We start from the raw sequence: 17,349 nt of genomic DNA on the forward strand, positions 1-17,349 counted from the left end.
GCGCCAGTCCTTGGGGTTGTCGATGATCGGGTGGAACCAGGGCGCCGGGTTGTGCTTGGGCACGTACTGATCGGCGGCCGTCGCACTGCCGGGGTCGGGGCCTGGGCAAGACCTTCCAGGGCACGGGCTTGTCGTCGAGCTGGTTGAACAGCGTCTTGATCGAATTGAGGTACACGCACCCGGCGGGGGCGAGTGTCCGGCCGTCGGCGGCCGGGGTGCCTGGGTGACGTTCTTGTACTGCGGACAGTCGTTCTGGTTGTCCGGTGCCGGGGCCTGGCCGGTGACCAGGCTGATGTAGTTGTTCAGGCTGTAGTGCCCTGTGCCGTAGTACTGACGCAGCAACTGGCCATATCTGGGCGGCGTCTTCCACGGGTAGGCACTCAACTTGCCAAATCCGCACGGGATCTCGCAGTGACACCGTCACACCGAAGAACTGTCAACGCGGTCCAAGTCGGCTCTCCCGTACTGTGGTTCGCCCGCCACCGACCCGTCGAACGCGGCCCTAACGGGCCGGACGGCCGGTGGGTTTTTCCGATATCGCTTCTCGACGCGCCGCTGTGGGCCACACTGAGGCCGAGGGGTGGGCAGGCTCCCAACCCGCGGTGGTTCGGGGTCTTCTCGTGTGCCGGTGTGCGTCCGGGGAGGGGCGTGCACGGACGACCAGGGGGGATGTGCGTGACGCAGTCGTGGTCTGCTCAACGTGCGGGGGAGTCACCAGCCACAGCCGGGCGGCGCGCCCTGCCGGTGGCGGTGGTGGGGGCCGGGCCGTACGGACTCTCGGTGGCGGCGCATCTGCGCGCAGCCAGGGTGCCGGTGCGCGTCTTCGGCGAGGTGATGGGCAGTTGGCGGCATGCGATGGCCACCGGGATGTTCCTTAAATCAACGCCGGACGCCACCGACCTGTCCGCGCCGCCACCGAGCGGACGGCTGGCCGACTTCTGCCGCACCCAGGGCGAGCCGGTCCTCACCGAGCTGACACCCATTCCCTGCACCACGTTCGTGCGGTACGGACAGTGGTTCCAGCAGCGGTACGTCGGGGACGTCGACCCCGCGCGTGTGACCGCCGTGCACCGGGACGGGCCCACATTCGTCCTGCGCCTCAACAACGGCGAAGACCTCGCCGCATCCGCCGTCGTCGTCGCCTCCGGCCTGACCGGACTGGCCCACATACCGGCCGAGTTGACGCCCCTGGCGCCCGACGGCCCTGATCCCGCCGGTCTGCTGTCGCACACCAGCCAGCACCAGGACCTGACACGCTACGCCGGACGACGAGTCGCGGTCGTGGGCGGCGGCCAGTCCGCACTGGAAAGCGCCGCTCTCCTACACGAGGCCGGAGCGCAGGCCACGGTCCTGGTCCGCGCCGACCGCGTCCGCTGGGGCAGCACGCCGGTACTGGAACGTTCCCTGGCCGACAGGCTGCTTCGACCCGCGGCTCCGCTAGGTCCCGGATGGAGCCTGCTGGCCATCAGCCGCGCACCCGGTGCGGTGCGCCGACTGCCAACCACCACGCGGCTGTATCTGCTCCGCCGAGCCTTGCGCCCGGCCGGAGGATGGTGGCTACGCGACCGTGTCGAAGGCGTCGTGCCGGTCCATACCCATCAGCGCATCGCCCACGCGCGGCCGGAGCCGGAAGGCATCCGCCTGCAGCTGGCGAGTACCGGTACCGGCCCCGCCGAACTGATCGTCGACCACGTGCTGGCGGCCACCGGCTACTGCCTCGACATCGACGCCCTGCCGTTCCTGATCCCCGTGCGCCAAGCCGTGCGACGGGTGACCGGTAGTGCGGCCCCGCACCTGTCCGCCACCTTCGAATCCACCGTGCCCGGGCTGTACTTCACCGGCTCGCTGGCTGCTCCCGCCTTCGGCCCGGTGATGCGGTTCGTCGCCGGAACCGGATACGCCGCCACCCGCATCGCCCGCCATGCCGCCCGGTGCGCCCACGCCTGCTGATGGGAGTGCCCCCGCCCTGCCCTTGCCGAAACCTCATCCACTCTGCTCAGGCAGCATGTTGATACTCGTGGAGGAGGCTGCCGAGCCGGTCGCGCCGTCGTATGTCGAGGCGGGTGATCCCTGGATCGGCGATCGGTTGGGGGAGCGGGTGGAGGGGGCGGGCATTGGCGATGCCCTGGTGGGCGCGGTGCCCGTTATAGAACGTCTCGAACTCGCGCAGGGCGTGCAGGAGATGGCACCGGTCCCAGATCAATGTCCGGTCCACCAGCTCACGGCGGCAGGTCTGCACCCATCGCTCCATGACCGATTTCATTCTCGGTATCCGGACGCCGCTGAGCACCACCTCGATGCCCGCGTCCGTGAGTACCTCGTCGAACAACAGCGGGAACTTCCCGTCGCGGTCCCGGATCAGAAAGCGGGCCCGGCAGCCGGCGTCCTCGAGGTCGATCACCAGATTCGCCCCACCGGGTCGCGTGTACGTGCTCTGCGATGAGCACTGGCTGGAGCTGAACATCTGTACCTAAAAGAAATGTGGACACTGGCCGCAACCACGGCTCTCGAACTGACCCAGGTGCTGGCCGCAACCGGTGTCCTGACCCCGCCCGCGCCACCCACCTTCTTCCGTGAACGCCCCACCGCACATCGCAAGATCCCGTCCGATCCGATTGATCGGGCGGGACCTTGGCGATTCCGGGGTCTGCGCGAGGTGCCGTCGGTCGCGTGATGCGGCGCTCAACACGGCGGCGGAATCCCGTGATTGGCAAGAGCCGCCTCTGACCCTCGAGAACAGGTCAGAGGCGGCCTTCTGTCGGCTGGCTGGCCGACGGGGGCTGTTCCCGGATTACTTCCAGGTGATGCCCTGGCCCAGTGTGAAGGGCTCGCCCCAGTACTCGGCCGACACGACCTTCGTCGAGGCCGACGGCGCGAGCGCCACCGCGCAGCCCTGGGCGACCTTGCCCTTGGTGAAGCCCTGGGGGAGTTCGTCACTCTTGCACTTGTCGAAGTCGCCGATGATCATGAGGTCCTGGGCCTCGGTGCCGTCCCCCAGATGGCCCTTCATGTGGCCCACGCTGGCGTAGGCCAGGTCGGAGTCGCCCTCGTTGGTGACCGAGTAGCGGATGTAGTAGGGAACCTTGCCCTTCGCCTGGTCGCCGAGCTTCAGCGAGGCCAGGTCGGACGGATTGCCCTGCTCGATCGAGGTGACGGTCAGGGCGATCTTGCCCTTCGTCGACGTGCCGTACGAGAACGGGACGTGAGCCGCCTGCCCCATCTTGAGGGTCTGGCCCGCCTTAGTGTCCGCCCCGCTCGTGCCGTCCGAGCCGGTGGCAGCGCTGCTCGGCGCGCTCGGGGTGGCCGCGCCCGTGGGTGCGCTCGCGCTGGTGGCCGAGGAGGACGGGGTGGACTGGGCCGACGAGTTGTCGGGGCCGCAAGCGGTCGCGGTCAGGGCGAGTGCCCCGACGACCGCGAGCCCGCTCAGTCTCCGGACGGCCTTACCAGTGTTCATGGTGTTCACGGTGATTCCCCCGTTGTTGCGGTTCGTTGAATTGCCGGGCAACCGTACAGCGAGTTGACAGTGCGACGAACCGCGCCAAAAGTGGATCCTCGACGCTCTTCGCTTCTCTTTGTGGCGCAGGTCACCAGGCTGTGAGTCCGGGTGTGACCGAGGCGTGTGCCTTCAAGGACATGTTTGTGACACATCAACCTGGTGGCGCGCAGGGCGAGCCGCGGTCGGTCAGCTTCGTCAGCTTCCCACGCAGCGGTTCCAGTTGGCCCCGCACTCCGTTGGCAAGGCCCAGCGCCTCGCTGATCTGCCGGGTTGTTACCGGGCCCGCAGCCTGCCGCACGGCGGCGAGGACGCGCTGGTACTTCGGCGGCAACGCCTGTGCCGTTGGGAAACTCCGATGATGCCTTCAGGAACTCGCGCCGCGTCGGGCCGTTGCGGCGCGGAGCTGGATCGGTGCCCGCCGCGGTGAGGATCTCCCAGACCGTTGTCGAGCCACAACCGGATGCCCGAGCCGGACGAGTTCGCCCTGGATCCGTCGGCGACCCCAGCGCGGATTCTGTTTGGCCAGGCGCAGCATGAGCGCTTTCACCGTGCTCGCGGTCGGCGGCCTGCCGGGCTTGCTGCGGTGCTCGCTGTAGCCCCACTTGTGCGCGATCAGTCTTCGGTGCCACGCGAGCAGGGTCGCGGGCGTCACCGGGAACACCTGCGCCCACCGGTGCCGACGGATCAGCGAGGACAGCGCTGCGAACCACACTCGATCCGACGACTTCTGGTGGATCCATCACCAATGACATGGCGGCGTCCTGCACTTTGAGGCAGGACGCCGCCACCGTGCCAACAGGCCCGCTGACCGTCAGGTCGGCGGGCCCGGGGCCGCGACGGTCAGTGGGTGGGGCGGGCTCAAGTGACGGTTCATGAATCCAGTAGCTGACTGCGAAGTGCCGCTACCAGTTCGTTGTCAACGCCGAGCCGCTCGTAGGCGTAGCCTTGCACGGATCCGTAGCGCGAGTTCAGCCTGGCCAAGAAGAGCCGCATGATCTCAGCGGGGGCGCGGCCGTAGCCGGGCCATCTGAGGGTCAGGTCGGGGTAACTGGCGTGCCATTCGGCGACCAAGCGTTCGGTGGCCAGTTCGGTCAAGGCGAAATCGGCGACGATGTCGTCCTCGCGTACCCCGATCAGAGCGAGGATGAGCATGGCCAGCAAGCCGGTGCGGTCCTTGCCGGAGTGACAGTGGAACACCAGTGGAAGTGTGTCGTCGGCGACGATTTCCAGAGCGCGACGTAGTTCCTTGACGCCGTCGTGGGCAACCTCGGTGTACTTATCAGCCAGGAATGGCGCGGGCTCGACCTCGGGAGCTAGGCCCGCCTGGTCGTATGGCCGGTGCTCGATGCTGAGATTGTGGTACACCAGCCCCTCGTAGGGTGGGACACGTCCGCTACGTCTGATCTCCCAGGGGTAGCGGAGGTCGATCACGGTGCGGACATCCAGGGCGAGGAATCGATCCCAGTCCTGGCCCTGCAGCTTGCCCAGCGAGTCGGAGCGAAACAGCCGACCCCAGCGCACCGTGCGACCATCGACGGTCTGGTAGCCACCTAGATCACGGAAGTTGTGCAGACACTCAAACGCGATATGTCTCCTCACGTGAGAACCATACTGAGCCCACTGAAATCATAGGTCGTCGAGTTCGATGTGAGAGGGGTATCACGCTCCGGCTGCTGGGCAGCCTGGGGCTCCGGCGGCCAAGTGCCTACAAGGAGGGACCGCTTCTGGACGGGCCCTCCGGGCGAGGCCCCTGGATCCGAGGAGGCGGGGTTTGCTGCGAAGGTTTCCGTTGGGGGATGGGCTTCTGCCGGGAAGCATCCTCATTTTCGCGCTGGGAAGGGGGCAAGTTCGTCCGTCTCTCGGCTTCTTGGTTAGCAGCGTTGAGTTGCTTGATGACTCTTTCCAGGTTGGACTGAGCCTTCTGCGCAGTTTTCCGCGTGAAGTCGATGTCGTTCTGTGCGGATGCGCGGGCCCTCTCGATGAGTTCCGGTGCCGCGCCTTGGGCCTGGAGACGGGCGACTACTTGACCAATCTCATGCTGCAACCGCTCGGTTGTCTCCTCGGCGGCGCGGGCCGCCTGCGCCGAGTGCAACCGCAACCTTCGGGCCGTGTCGGTGAGCCGGGCTCGATGGTCTGTCAGCTCGGTGTCGGTAAGCCGCGCCAGTGGTGATGGCCTGTCTGCTTCTGTCCCGGATTGCTCTTCGGAGCTTGGGCGTTGGGAGTGGCGCAGATCGGTGCTCGGGCCGGGCGGGTGCGTGATGTCGTCGCGGTGGCGCTGCAGTTTGGCTTGGTCGTTGCCGACGGTGATCTTGGGACGGGGGGTGCGCCAGGCCATGGGATGGTCGGGGCTGTGGATGATCCAGTCGGTGTCCTGGAAGTGGGAGGAGAGGGTGCGGCCGAGTTGGGTCGCGTCGAAGGGGCCGCTGGATTCGAAGACGCCCAGAGAGAGCGGTCTGCCCAGATCCTCTTGCCACCTGTTCGCCCACTCGGCCAGCGCCGGGAAGGCGCTCATCACCGCTTGTTTGTCGAGGTATCCGTGGCCGCCCATGAAATCGCCGGGGTACCGGTCGGAGTGGTGGTCTATCCAGTGCGCGCGGGCGGCTCGGACCATGGCGGTGCTGTTGATGTCGAGGTCGAAGTCGCTGGGCACTGGCTCCAAGCCGAGGCGCCACATGAAGTCGTACGGGCGGCGTATGGGACGGTCCTGGCTGTTGCCGAACCACTCGCGCAGGCGCTGTGCCGCCTCAGGGTTGCCGACTAGGTCCTCCTCGCTTGGAAGCGTTTTGTGGGTCCCGGCGAAGAAGGCGGCGCCGGTCCCTTTGAGGCGGATATCGACCTGGGACGGTTCGATGCCATCGCGCCGCAGCGCCTCCAGCATCTCCGTGCTGAACCGCTGGTAGAGCTCCGGGGTCATGCCCATGGGCGCCTCACCCGTGAGCATCCACTTGAGCTGGACGGGGTTGATGCCGAGGAAGTTCAGATCGCGCCCGGTGATGGCGTAACCGGAGTCGTCCCGCGGCCACCAGCTTGGGAACTCCTCGTCACCGGAGAGGATCCGGACGATCTGGTTGTCGAGCGGATCAGCAGGATCGAGTTGGGCCGTGATCGTCACGGGCCGCCACTGGGCGGCGGCTTCCTGGTGAATCGCGGCCGACTTTCCCTCCGCGTCGTTCGCCAGGGCTTCCGCGGCGTCGTTCAAGACGGGGGCACCGATGGTGACGCTGCTCGCTGCGGTCTGCTCCGCCTCGGCCGCCGGAGTTCTCCCGGTGTAGACGCCGTCCAGCGTTACCAGCCGGTCGCCCGGTAGCGTCACCCACTCCTTCTGGGCGAAAAAGCCCATCCCGGTGGTGGGCATGGACAGGATGTCCTGCGCCGGCTTGCGGTCGACCAGGATCACGGCGTGGCCGCCGCGCTGCTCCAGCCAGTCGGCGACGATCTGACGGTCCGCCGCCCAGCTCGCCAGCGGCCGGTGGCGAGCTTCGAAGGCGTCGCCCACGTCCAGGTCGGCCCAGGTCGGTTGCGTCGCTCCCTCGTGCCAGGTCAAGGCCCGGTAGGCGACCAGCTCGGTGATGCCCCGTGCGGCCAAGGCCTCCTGGGTGAGGTCGTACTGGGTGCGTAGGAAGTCCTGTAGCGCGTCCCGGTTGTAGTCGAGCTCCAAGTCCACGGCAGCGCGCGTCTTCGGGTCCATCTGCCATTCCAGCACCCTGGTGAGGCCGAACTCCTCTTTCGCGGCCTCCTGCAGCGCCAGCACCCGCACGTTGTTGTTGGAACCGTACGCCCAGGCCCCCATCAGCTCACTGACCGCGATCTGGCGGATGAGGGCCTCGGCACGAGGGTTGTCCATGCGCAGCGCCTTGTCCGGAGAGTGCCGGGGGTCGGCGGGGTCGAGTTCGTTGATTCGGAGGACGTCGGCCCCCATCGAGGGGTACTTCTCGTTGTGCGGTACGAGGACGTAACGGCTGTCGCCCAGCCGGTGCGCCATGTCCGTGCCGACGACCAGGCCGAACGCCGCGAGGGCGAGCTCGGGCGTCGAGGACCGCATTCGCTCGGCGAGGGCCTGGATGGCGATGGTCTTGGCCTGGCTGGTGCTGGTGATCCGGCCGTCGTCCGTCAGCAGCGCCTCGCCGATGCGCTGCTGGTCGATCCTCTCCTGTGAGCCGGGTGGCGGGGGCAGAGGGTAGTGCCGCTCGGGGGCTGGATCGGGCAGCGCGACCTGGAAGCCGGGCGGCCTGGGCAGCAGCGCAGCGGTGCCTCTCGCGTGCTCTGCGGCCTGGTCGAACCGCTCCATGACCACGTTGTGCAGATCGGTCCGGCCAAGCTGCTCGAAGACAGAACGCAGGCCGTCGAGTTGCCGCCGCATGATCGCGATGTCGCTCGGGGGAATCGGGTTGTCCACCCAGGCGAACACGTGTGGCTCGGTCTGCCGGTAAAAGGTGCGTACGAACGGGTTCGCGGGGTCCGGGAGAGGGCCGTGCGTCGGGGCACCGTCACCGAACGCGATGAGGCTCTGCCGTTCTCCGAGGGTGAGGTCGTCGGCGGTGACGCCGTGAGTGGCTGTCAGCGCGTGGTACAGACCGAGGAAGACGCCGTCGCGGGTCGCGGGCAGCCCCCGGTCCGCCAATGCGGTCAGGTCCCGGTGGTGGGCGGAGGCGGGTTCGCCGGGCATGTGGTCGGTGTAGAGCTCATGCAGGCCCACCGGGTGGGACAGCGGGACGCGGGCTCCCACCGCCCGGCCGACGTACCCGTCAAGCACCTTGGTCGTGGCGTCCTCGGGTCGTACGTACTTCTCATACACGGCCCGGGTGCCGTCGGCGAACGTCACCAGCTCCCGGTTCGCGATGCCCTCACCGTGCTCAAGCGGCTCTCTGGCGACCACGCCAGCACCACTGACGGGGTGCGGTGGCAGTGGGAGCGCGCTGGTAGGGGGTGCGGGTGCGACGCGGACGGTGGACGGCTCGCCGTTGAGCACGGCGTCGAGCTCGGCTTGTACGCCTGGCCAGCTCGCGGCGAAACCGGGATGCAGGTTCAAGGTCTCCACCTCGGACAGCGGGACCCAGGCCAGCGCCACGGACTCGCCTTCCACCGGCCGGACTTCCACCGGCTGGTCAACCGAGGCGAGCACGGTGTCGTACGCCCAGCCGCCGTGGTCGTCCCGAACGATCCGCTCAACGCGTACGTGGGCAGGATCGAGGGTGCTTTCCTCGACAGCCTCGCGGATGGCGGCCCGTGCTGCGGACTCGTGGCTGTCGCGGGCGCCGCCAAGCAGCGCCCAGGTTCCGCCCTGGTCGGTGTCCGCTCCCCGGTGGTGCATGAGCACGTACACCTGGCCGTCCTCGGCGCGGTGGAAGGGCAGCAGCCCGGCCGCGCCGAACCGGCCCCAGTGCGCGTGGCCGTGGGCGCAGTTCGCCCAGCCGTCTCCGGCCATCGCGGGCAGCGCGGGCGCCACGGGGCGTGACGCGCGGCGGTCCGGCATCGCCTGGACCGCGGCGGCCAGGGACTCGGCCGCACCCATCCAGGTCGTGTTGGCCTGTCGTAGATGCTGCTGCATGGCGAGCGCGTTCTCCCGCGCCGCAGGGATGTCGAGCAGGAGGTCCCGCAACTTGTCGGTCCAGCGCTCGACATCCACCTGGTCCTCGAAGCCCTGCTCGACCAGGTTGTTCCGAGTGATCTCGGGCGGGAAGCGGTCTGGGTTGCCGAAGAAGGCCCCGACCCCGCTCGTATTGGGCAGCAGCACCGGCAGTCCCGCGCCCGCGGCTTCTAGCCCCACCAACCCGAAGCCCTCCGCCTGCGAAGGCATGACCAGGACGTCGGCCTGCCGCATGTCGGCCAGGATCTCGTCCCGGTCGATCGAAAACGGCTTGACCACCACTTCCCGGCCGACGATGTTGGACAGCCGTTCCTTGACTTGCTCCACGGTCTCCGGGGCGGCACCGCGCACAGTGAGCTGGACGTCGATCCCTTCCTGATTGAGCTGGCGAACCATCAGGGCCGCGTGGTGGGCACCTTTCTGCGGGGCATCGGCGCGGCCCACGAAGAGGACCTCGCGGGTCCGCTCCCCGTTCCAAGGCAGCAGCCGCTGCTGCTCGAAAGGCACTCCGGGAGTGATCTGATGGATGGCGGGGCTGTGATCGCCTGGGTTAGTCGCAGCGAGTCGCCGGGCCTCGTCCGCCAGCACCGGGCCGACGCCCGCAACCATGTCGGCGGCGGCAACCATACGGCGTTCGATGCCCTCGAACTCCACCTCCAGGTCCGGCCGGTCCGCCACCCGGGCCAGCGCGCCGGTCACCATGTGGATCACATGGACGTACGGTGTGTCCAGGTACAGCTGGTCGCGTACCTGCAGCGCCTCGGGGCCGGAGTAGCGGCTGTGCCCGATGATGGCGTCCACGTCCTGCGGCAGGTCCTCGCCGCCGTACACGAGCTGTTCCTGCTCGCCGCGCCCGGGGTCGTACTGGCGGGGACCGATGAGGTGGATGCGCTCGCCGGGGGCATCTGGCGGCACCTCGTGTCCGACCCGGACGAAGACTTCATGGCCGGCGGCCGCAAGCCCTTCAACGAGGTTCCGGTTGACGGCGACGATGCCGCCCTTGTGGGGGTCCCATTCAGTGCAGTAGGCGAGGATGCGCATGCTGAACCGGCCGGCGTCGTGCTGCCGGGCCAGTTCTGCCCACTGCGCGGCGAACTCCTGGTGGGCCGCCTCTCGTCCAGCCGGGGGTGTCACGGCCAGCCGCTGCTGGTAGTCCTGGAGCAGCTGCTCGCGTTCTTGTATGTAGGCGGTGCGCAGCACCTCCTGCGCGGCGTCCGCGTACCGCTGGCGCAGTGCCTCACCGGGGCGGTCAGCAAGCTCGCCGCCGGGGGCGACGTCGACGCCGTGGCGGGCGGCCAGCTCGCTTATCTCCCCCAGTTGCGGCCGCAGTTCGGCCGGTAGGGTGGCATCGAGGCGGGCGTACGTTTCCCGGAACCAGCGGGCCTGCTCGTCGGTGAACGGCCGGGCGCGCTCCAGTTCCAGCTCCTGGCGAGCCCGCGCCGGTTCCCGCCAGGCTCCCTGGGCGTCCAGCGAGTTGGTGTACATGACCTCGCCGCCCCAGCGGTGAATCGTGATCGCGTCCAGGAACCTCAGCTCGTCAACGGCCCCCACGGTCTGCGGGATGCCGGTGTACGCCTCATCGTGGATGGACTGTACGACCAGGCGGCCGTACCCGTGCTCGTCTCGCATCTGCTGGTAGCGGTTGAGGATCGAGAGTCTGCTGATCGCTTCGGGGACCGCCATCAGATGCGCTTCCACTCGGTAGCCGAGAGCGCGGAACCGCGCCGCGTCCTGGGCGGCGCCCTCCCAGCCACCCATGGCGCCTTCGCGGACGAGGTTTAGTCGGCCCTGCCGGGCGACGTCGATGACCTTGTTCATCCACACCCATGCGTCCCCACCCACCTGCGCGGCAGCGGTGCGGTCGTTCGCCCTCATCAGCGCCTGGTACATCGGGGAGTACGAGAGCATGGCGTCGAAGTCGGCGATGAGGGCGCGCGGGGGCCCCATGCCCTCCATGGCCGCACGCTGGGCCGTGGTCTTGCCGGAGGCGGCCTGCCCACCAATGAAGGTGACCTGTGGTTGCGTCGGCCTGCTAACCCCCTCCATCGCCTGCGGGAGGATCTCCCACCGGAAGACGAGCTCATTGTCGACGTCAGACAGCTTCCACCGCTCGGGGCCCTGCTCGGCGTACTGGAACGTCCACCTACTCCGCCACGAGGCATTACCGGCTGGACCGTCCGCCCAGGGCGGCAACGACGGAGTGTGCCCTCGAGCCACGATGTCCCGCGCTGTGCCCATCAGTTCCACTTCCCAGTGCGACTGCTCGCCGCGGGTGCGGGCTTCCTGCCACTTGCGCGATAGCCACATGTACTCGCGCATCCGGGCGGGTACGCACTGCTCGCTCCCTTGGGCCTGCTCCGGAGCCAGGGGGCCGCGCACGACGCCTTGCCGAGCGGCCTTCCGGGCTTCGGTGAGCTCCCGCATCGTGTCCGTAATCTCGTGGAGCCAGGTACGCGCGAGCATGTCGGTCCGCGCCAGCCGTACCAGGTGCGGGTCCGCGGTCGTGCCCGAGCGCACCTTCGTCTCCCCCATGAGGCCGGGCCCAGGGGGCTCCTCCACGGGACGAAAGTGCTGCGGTCCGAATGCCCGCGTCTCCACCCGCAGTACGGTTCCGCCCTCCACCCACTCAAGGTGGGTCACCTCCGGACCGAGGTCCGACGAGCGCAGATCCTCGGTACCGGCACGGGCGGTTAGCAGCGACACCGGCCGGGAGTCGGTGGCGACGTACGCAGTGCCAGCGGTCTCCGGAGAAGTGACGACCTTCCCTGGCTCCTGGCCGGGGTTCCTTCCAGGACCGGTGCCGCAGGCGCGCAGGTCGCGGTGTGAGCGGACCTCAACTTCGGCGTGCGCGACCGCCAACGGCAAAGTGTTCCTCCCTGCTGGCTGGGTGGTGAAGCTGGTTCGCCTTGATCGGGAAGATGTCATGGACATCAACGGGATCCGGCTGTTGCGGCATCATACGTAGAAATATCGCTGGCTGTCCGGCGGTGCGTGGCGGCCAACTTCCTGATCGAGTCGCAGCGTTGGGCTATTGAGACTGACGCGAGGAGTTCAGCTAAGGATGGGTGTCGATAGCGTGCCGGGGAAAATAGGGAGGAATCGTGCAGGATGACGCGACCCGAGACGAGTACGCGCAGTTGCGGAATGCCGCGATCCGCTTGCTCGACGCGATGTCCGACCTGGAGAGCCCATCGCAGCAGGTCGACGCCGCGTTCCAGGATCTGCGTGCCGCGTTGAGTGGCGACACGTCGCGGCGATCCGGTACAGAGTACGGAGCGCTTGATCCGTTCCAACACGCGCTCGCGGCAAGGCGATACGCGGGCCAACGGGCGCAGCCGATTCCTCTTCCACAACGGGCGACGGAGCTGCGGCGTCGGCTCGACGGAGACCGGGGCTTGGACGAGCGGCAGCCTGGCGAGCCGTCCCGCAATGTGGTCATCACGGAGCTTCGCGCCATGATCGTCGCTGGCCTGCTGGAAGAGCTGGCGGCCCGTCTTTCCCCTGGAGCCGCGTTCGGGCCCGGCCGCAGCGGTGAGGAACTGGCCCGTCTCGCGACGGACTTGGCCAAGGAGTTGCTGGACCAGACATTCGTCGGTGAGTAGCGCGGATGTTCTAACTGTCGGCTCTTCCCCACCCCGTCTCCTGTCTCATTGCTGTGCCGCTCCGGTCCCGCTTCTCGCGGGGCATCATCTCCGCCCGGGCGGGGTCAGATGTCCCGAAGGAAGGCCTCGGCTTGGCGGCGGAGGGACAACGGGGCAGAGGACCAGGCCGGAGTGCGCATCACCTCGCGTAGCTTGACCTCCTTCACCTCGCGGGGGGCATCCGTGCGTAGGCCAAGGTGTGGCCATAGCTGATCCAGGTCGTCGTACGGGAGGTCCCAGGAGACGCCGATCCCGGACTCGGGTGCGCGGGGCTGTAGAGGTGCGACGTAGACCTCGTCGGCGGTGGCGGCGGGAGTGATCTCAATGAGCGTGAGGCCAAACCGTTCGACGGCGTCGCGGAGCAGCACCCGGTGACCTTCGACAGTGTCGGCAGAAGGCGGCTCCCCCTCGAAGAAGAGGGCGAGCACCCAGCCGGACTCGCCGGTACGGGCAAGGTCCAAGACAAGGCGGGTGCCCGTGTCGTCGGTGAAGGAGCGGTGCGCGATGCTCCTCGCCGCCCCGGGACCTTCAGTGCGGGGGGCCTCTTCGAGCCGGAGCGTGCTGAGCAGTTGCCGTAGCTGGTCGGGTGTCAGCTCTCCTTGCGAGAGCACCCGGAGTGCGGGCCAGAGCATGGCGAGGTTCCCTTCTTGGATTTTTCTCGGGCTACGGACAAGCGAAGCGGGTGTACCGTATCTCGGTGGTTTGGCTTACGCCCCGTCGGTTGCCTGCGGAGGCGGTGTCCCGCGCTGGGCGGCAGCCAGTTTGGCTAGGGCTTCGATGGTCTGGGGGATCCGCTCGGGCGGGACGAGCGGAATGGCCAGCTCGCCGATGGTCGTGACATTCCATTGGGCAACGACCCGAGCCATTGGGCAACGACCCGAGCGGCGAACCATCTCTGGCTTCACGGGATTGAGCGGATGGCCCCTGCCAGACACCGGAACGGCCAGGTCAGAAAGTGGGCAATGGCGGTACTCATGGGGTTCCTCGCGCACCCGTAGTTCGCCCGAGTACGAGTGCGCGAGGAACCCCATGGAGCTGACGAACCACATGTGTTACCGATGGACTGTGCCTTCAGTGTGAGGGATCGGCCCGGCTCGACGGTAATAGCCGTTGGGCGGGCTCGCGCGCGGGATGTCATTCGGGGGCCTCGGCCTGATGGATCGCGGCGCCGAAGATGTCCAAGAGGTCCTCAGGCATGCGGCACTGTGGCCACGCAGGCTGGCATCTGCTCCCGTGCGTAGGTCGTCGGCGTCGGTGAACCCGGTCTCCAACTCGGCGCGCCGCCACTCGATCTGCGCGTATGCCGGGTCCGGCAGAGGTAGCAGCGATCGCCAATGGTTCTGGGTATAGCGGGCGGTATTGCGGATCGATGGTGATCTGGCGCTCCTCCGTCGTTCGCGGAGGAAGCAGCCCCACTGCCATATTGAGGACACGCTGAGGCTCATCGGACGCCTCTGGAACTAGCACTACGGCATCGAAGACGGGGTGAGCGCCGCCGTTGTGGAGTACCACCGAATGGAAGTGATACGGGGCGGTTGTATGGAGTCGCGTAGCTCTCGCTCGCCGACAGTTGGGCACGTGCGGCCCAGTCCAGGCGGTCACCTGTTCAGCGTGCTCGCGATAGGCAGCGTCACGCCGTTCGGCTGCCTGGCGAAGGAGTTCGTTGCGCTGGTCCTGCAACTGCGCGTATGTGATGCGCGCGGCGACGCCCGCACCCAAGACGGCTAGCGCGGCGACGGCGTCGCCAGTCCAGGTGGCCCAGTCGTCCAGGGGGAGGTAAGGCATGCGGAGCAGCGTAAGGCGGGGGTCACGTCGCTCCGAGAAGTCGAACCGTCACGGTCCCGCAACAACGGCCCGCGCTCCGCATACGGCTGCCACAGTTGCCCCACTTCATCTCCACCAAGGGGGCCTTGTGACCGTTCCGCCATCACCTCCCGCCGCGCTGCCGAAGAAGCGGAGTCTGGCGAAGGGCTGCGGCATCTTCGCCGCCGCGATCGTCGGCCTGTTCGTGCTATCCGCCGTCATCGCCGGAATCGCTGGCGCAGGGAAGAAGGGGACGGCCAAGGCCGAGGCGAAGCCGTCGGCTCCGGCGGTGTCGAAGCCGTCATCCAGCGCAGGCCTGAGGTCAAAGCCGACAATGACCTCCAGCAGCCGGGCCACCTCTGAGGCCGTGCTGCCGCCGACGGAGGCCCGGAAGAAGGCTGCGGCGATCCTCCACGCCAATGACTCCTACTACCAGGACGAGTTCAACAACGGCGTGACTGTCACCCTCAACCGCGGCAACCCCGACAGCTTCCCAGCGTTCCACACCTGGCAGCAGAAAGCCGCCACCGACGTCCAACCCGGCATGGACGCCTTCAAACGAGCCGACGCCCTGTTCAACGCCGACGACGAACCCGCCTCGATCAGCGACTGGCAGGCCGACAACGGCCAACTCTCCGCAGACATCGCCCAACTCGCCGACGACGGCCTCGGTGTCGGCGGCCCCGACGACGCGACCTACCGGCAGAAAGTCCAGGACGACGCGAGGAAGTTCCCCCACGACTTCCAAACCGCCGAGGCCGACGCGGACAAGGTCGCTGCGGGCAAGTAGAAGGCGATGAGCTCCGCCGGGCTTACGCTTGCTCTGGTGCTGCCCGGTCCGATGCCTACTACGGGCGCGTGTGGGTGCTCCGGGCAGCACCAGGGCGGCTACCACTGGGGTCCTCGCGGGACCTGTGTGACCCACTGGGCTACGCAGACCCTGGACTCACCCAAATGGCCCTGGCTCACGCAAGGACTGGTACCCGATCCCGTAAGCCTGCTGACCTGCTCGTCTGTGCTTCCCGGGAGGAATCCGCCGAGGCGACTGGCGGAGGGCGGCGCCCCGCTTGTCCTGTGGCCGGGTGGCTGTGGTGCGTGTAGCGTCGAGGGCAGTAGTCGTGGTTCCGAAGGCCTGTACGCCCGTGGCGCGCTCGCGGGCGTTTTTCATGTCCAGCGCATCTCCGGACCAAGGCGATCACCTCCGGGGCCCGCACAGTGCGGGTTCCGATACGAGTTCCCTTGAAGGAGACAGGCATGGCCAGCGGCACCGTGAAGTGGTTCAACGCGGAAAAGGGCTTCGGTTTCATCGAGCAGGACGGCGGCGGCGCCGACGTCTTCGCCCACTACTCGAACATCAACGCGCAGGGCTTCCGTTCGCTCGACGAAGGTCAGAAGGTGACGTTCGACGTCACGCAGGGCCAGAAGGGCCCCCAGGCGGAGAACATCCGCCCCGCCTAACAACGCACGGAGAGCCCCGGCCGGATAGTTCCAGCCGGGGCTCGTTGCTGCCCGGTGACCTTCCCTTCACCGGCTGACCACGACACAGCCCCGCCGCCCGGCAGGGCAGGCAGCCTTGTGCGGCTCGTCCTGGCTTCATCCTTTCGAGGTCTGCAACTGCCCATCGAGGCACCGCTCCGCGCCCTAGACTCTGGTTTCTCCCCGCGTTCCACCAGACCCGGCGAATGGATTGCTCCCGCATGGCTCACGTCGCTCGGCAAGGCGGCAGGATCGCCCGCGTGAAGGTGCCCACCCCTCCGAAGGCGCCCAGTTCGCTGCGGGATGCTGAGACGCCGCGGGATGACCTCGAAGACGACGCGATCATTAGGGGCGTCAGGTACAGCGGTTCTACTGTGTTCGCGGGCATGGACGCCGAAGCCGTCGAGTTCGAGGGATGCCGCTTCGACAGCGCACGCTTTACCGGGACCAAGCTACGCACCAGCCAGTTCAGCGACTCGACGTTCGATACCTGCGACTTCGCCCAAGCCACCATGCACGCCGTGTCCATGATCCGGTGCACGGTGAAGGGCAGCCGGATCACCGGATCCTCGTGGAAGGCCGCGACGTTTCGGGACGTGCGCTTCGAGGCGTGCCCCAGCGGTCCGGCGATGTACCGGGACTCGAAGCTGTACTCGGTCGTCTTCAGCGACTGCAAGATGCAGGGAGCCGACTTCCAGCGGGCCCACATGCACAATGTGCGTTTCGAGAACTGCGACCTGACCGGCGCCCAATTCGCCAACGCCGAACTGGGCGTCGTCCGGTTCGACGGCTGCACGCCCATCGACGTCGGGGGAGCCGCGAGCTTGAAGGGCGCAACGGTGTCAGGCCCAGGGTCGATGGAGCTGGCCTTGAGCCTGGCACGCGAAGCGGGAATCCTGTTCGAGTAGTCGACCGCCTCAGGCGGCGACCGTCGGCCGGTAACCGGCGTACTCCGGGCTGGAGATCGTCTCGGCGACGTGGTCGAACTCGACGGTCTCGGCGAAGCAGCACAGCTCATCGAGGAGCATCCGGCCGTAGTCGGTGAAGAGGGGGCGCTGCTTCATCAGGTCATCGCAGGCGTCCCGCAGCGACGCGCGGATGCAGTGCTTGGCCCAGGCCCCATCCTCGTAGGAGATCGAAATCCCGTCTCCTACAACGGGCAGGGGACGAAGCATCGACGCGGTCGCCCGGTAGGCACCTGGCCTCGATCCTGGAGGAGAGCCAGCGCCGGGCGATCGCCCCGCTGGTGGCAGGCCCGTCACCGGTTGTCGGCGCAGGCGAGGAACATCTGCGACGGACCTCGAAGACCGCCCGCGAGATGGCCGCTCTCTGCGAGTCGCAGCGCG

At 67.8% G+C, this 17,349-nt stretch carries 12 protein-coding genes and 1 pseudogene; 6 read left to right on the forward strand and 7 right to left on the reverse strand.

All coding sequences use genetic code 11. The annotated features are described in order from the left end of the window. The first annotated feature begins 675 nt into the window (after positions 1-675). A complete protein-coding gene (locus tag NON19_RS14910) occupies positions 676-1,950 on the forward strand; it encodes an FAD-dependent oxidoreductase (RefSeq protein WP_255928214.1) in 1,275 nt (424 codons plus the stop codon). A 46-nt stretch (positions 1,951-1,996) separates the two neighbouring features. Here the strand turns inward: NON19_RS14910 and NON19_RS14915 are convergent, their stop codons facing one another. The 5 genes and pseudogenes from NON19_RS14915 to NON19_RS14935 form a co-directional block, all read right to left on the reverse strand. After that, entirely contained in the window at positions 1,997-2,401 is a 405-nt protein-coding gene (locus NON19_RS14915; RefSeq protein WP_255928215.1) for an integrase, read from the reverse strand. 390 nt (positions 2,402-2,791) lie between these two features. Beyond that, positions 2,792-3,454 (reverse strand): hypothetical protein, encoded by a 663-nt coding sequence (locus NON19_RS14920; protein ID WP_255928217.1) that lies wholly within the window; start codon positions 3,452-3,454, stop codon positions 2,792-2,794. A gap of 392 nt (positions 3,455-3,846) precedes the next feature. Then, a pseudogene (locus NON19_RS14925) lies at positions 3,847-4,232 on the reverse strand (integrase core domain-containing protein); the annotation flags it as partial. Between the two features lie 134 nt (positions 4,233-4,366). Continuing rightward, positions 4,367-5,095 carry a tyrosine-protein phosphatase gene (locus NON19_RS14930; RefSeq protein WP_255928219.1) on the reverse strand — a complete coding sequence of 243 codons (729 nt, stop codon included), beginning with the start codon at positions 5,093-5,095 and terminating at the stop codon, positions 4,367-4,369. 106 nt (positions 5,096-5,201) lie between these two features. Then, positions 5,202-11,942 carry a zeta toxin family protein gene (locus tag NON19_RS14935; RefSeq protein WP_255928221.1) on the reverse strand — a complete coding sequence of 2,247 codons (6,741 nt, stop codon included), beginning with the start codon at positions 11,940-11,942 and terminating at the stop codon, positions 5,202-5,204. Positions 11,943-12,184: 242 nt separating this feature from the next. On the opposite strand from NON19_RS14935, the gene NON19_RS14940 reads away from it, so the two are divergent. Next, positions 12,185-12,685, forward strand: coding sequence for a hypothetical protein (locus NON19_RS14940; protein ID WP_255928223.1), 501 nt, complete (start codon positions 12,185-12,187; stop codon positions 12,683-12,685). 104 nt (positions 12,686-12,789) lie between these two features. On the opposite strand, the gene NON19_RS14945 is transcribed toward NON19_RS14940, so the two are convergent. After that, complete coding sequence (locus tag NON19_RS14945) at positions 12,790-13,356, reverse strand: hypothetical protein (protein WP_255928225.1); 567 nt, start codon at positions 13,354-13,356, stop codon at positions 12,790-12,792. Between the two features lie 946 nt (positions 13,357-14,302). Between NON19_RS14945 and NON19_RS14950 the strand changes: the two genes are divergently transcribed. The 4 genes from NON19_RS14950 to NON19_RS14965 all read left to right on the forward strand — a co-directional run bounded on the left by NON19_RS14950 (position 14,303) and on the right by NON19_RS14965 (position 16,911). Then, a complete protein-coding gene (locus NON19_RS14950; protein ID WP_255928227.1) occupies positions 14,303-14,452 on the forward strand; it encodes a hypothetical protein in 150 nt (49 codons plus the stop codon). A 184-nt stretch (positions 14,453-14,636) separates the two neighbouring features. Then, on the forward strand, positions 14,637-15,317 hold the full coding sequence (locus tag NON19_RS14955) for a hypothetical protein (protein WP_255928229.1): 681 nt from the start codon (positions 14,637-14,639) through the stop codon (positions 15,315-15,317). A gap of 464 nt (positions 15,318-15,781) precedes the next feature. Further along, entirely contained in the window at positions 15,782-15,985 is a 204-nt protein-coding gene (locus NON19_RS14960; RefSeq protein WP_255928231.1) for a cold-shock protein, read from the forward strand. Positions 15,986-16,263: 278 nt separating this feature from the next. Next, positions 16,264-16,911 carry a pentapeptide repeat-containing protein gene (locus NON19_RS14965; RefSeq protein ID WP_255928233.1) on the forward strand — a complete coding sequence of 216 codons (648 nt, stop codon included), beginning with the start codon at positions 16,264-16,266 and terminating at the stop codon, positions 16,909-16,911. A gap of 9 nt (positions 16,912-16,920) precedes the next feature. Here NON19_RS14965 and NON19_RS14970 read toward each other — a convergent pair whose 3' ends face one another. Further along, positions 16,921-17,178, reverse strand: coding sequence for a hypothetical protein (locus NON19_RS14970; RefSeq protein WP_255928235.1), 258 nt, complete (start codon positions 17,176-17,178; stop codon positions 16,921-16,923). Positions 17,179-17,349: the final 171 nt, after the last annotated feature.

Source organism: Streptantibioticus rubrisoli (assembly GCF_024436055.1).
Lineage (GTDB): Bacteria > Actinomycetota > Actinomycetes > Streptomycetales > Streptomycetaceae > Streptantibioticus_A > Streptantibioticus_A rubrisoli.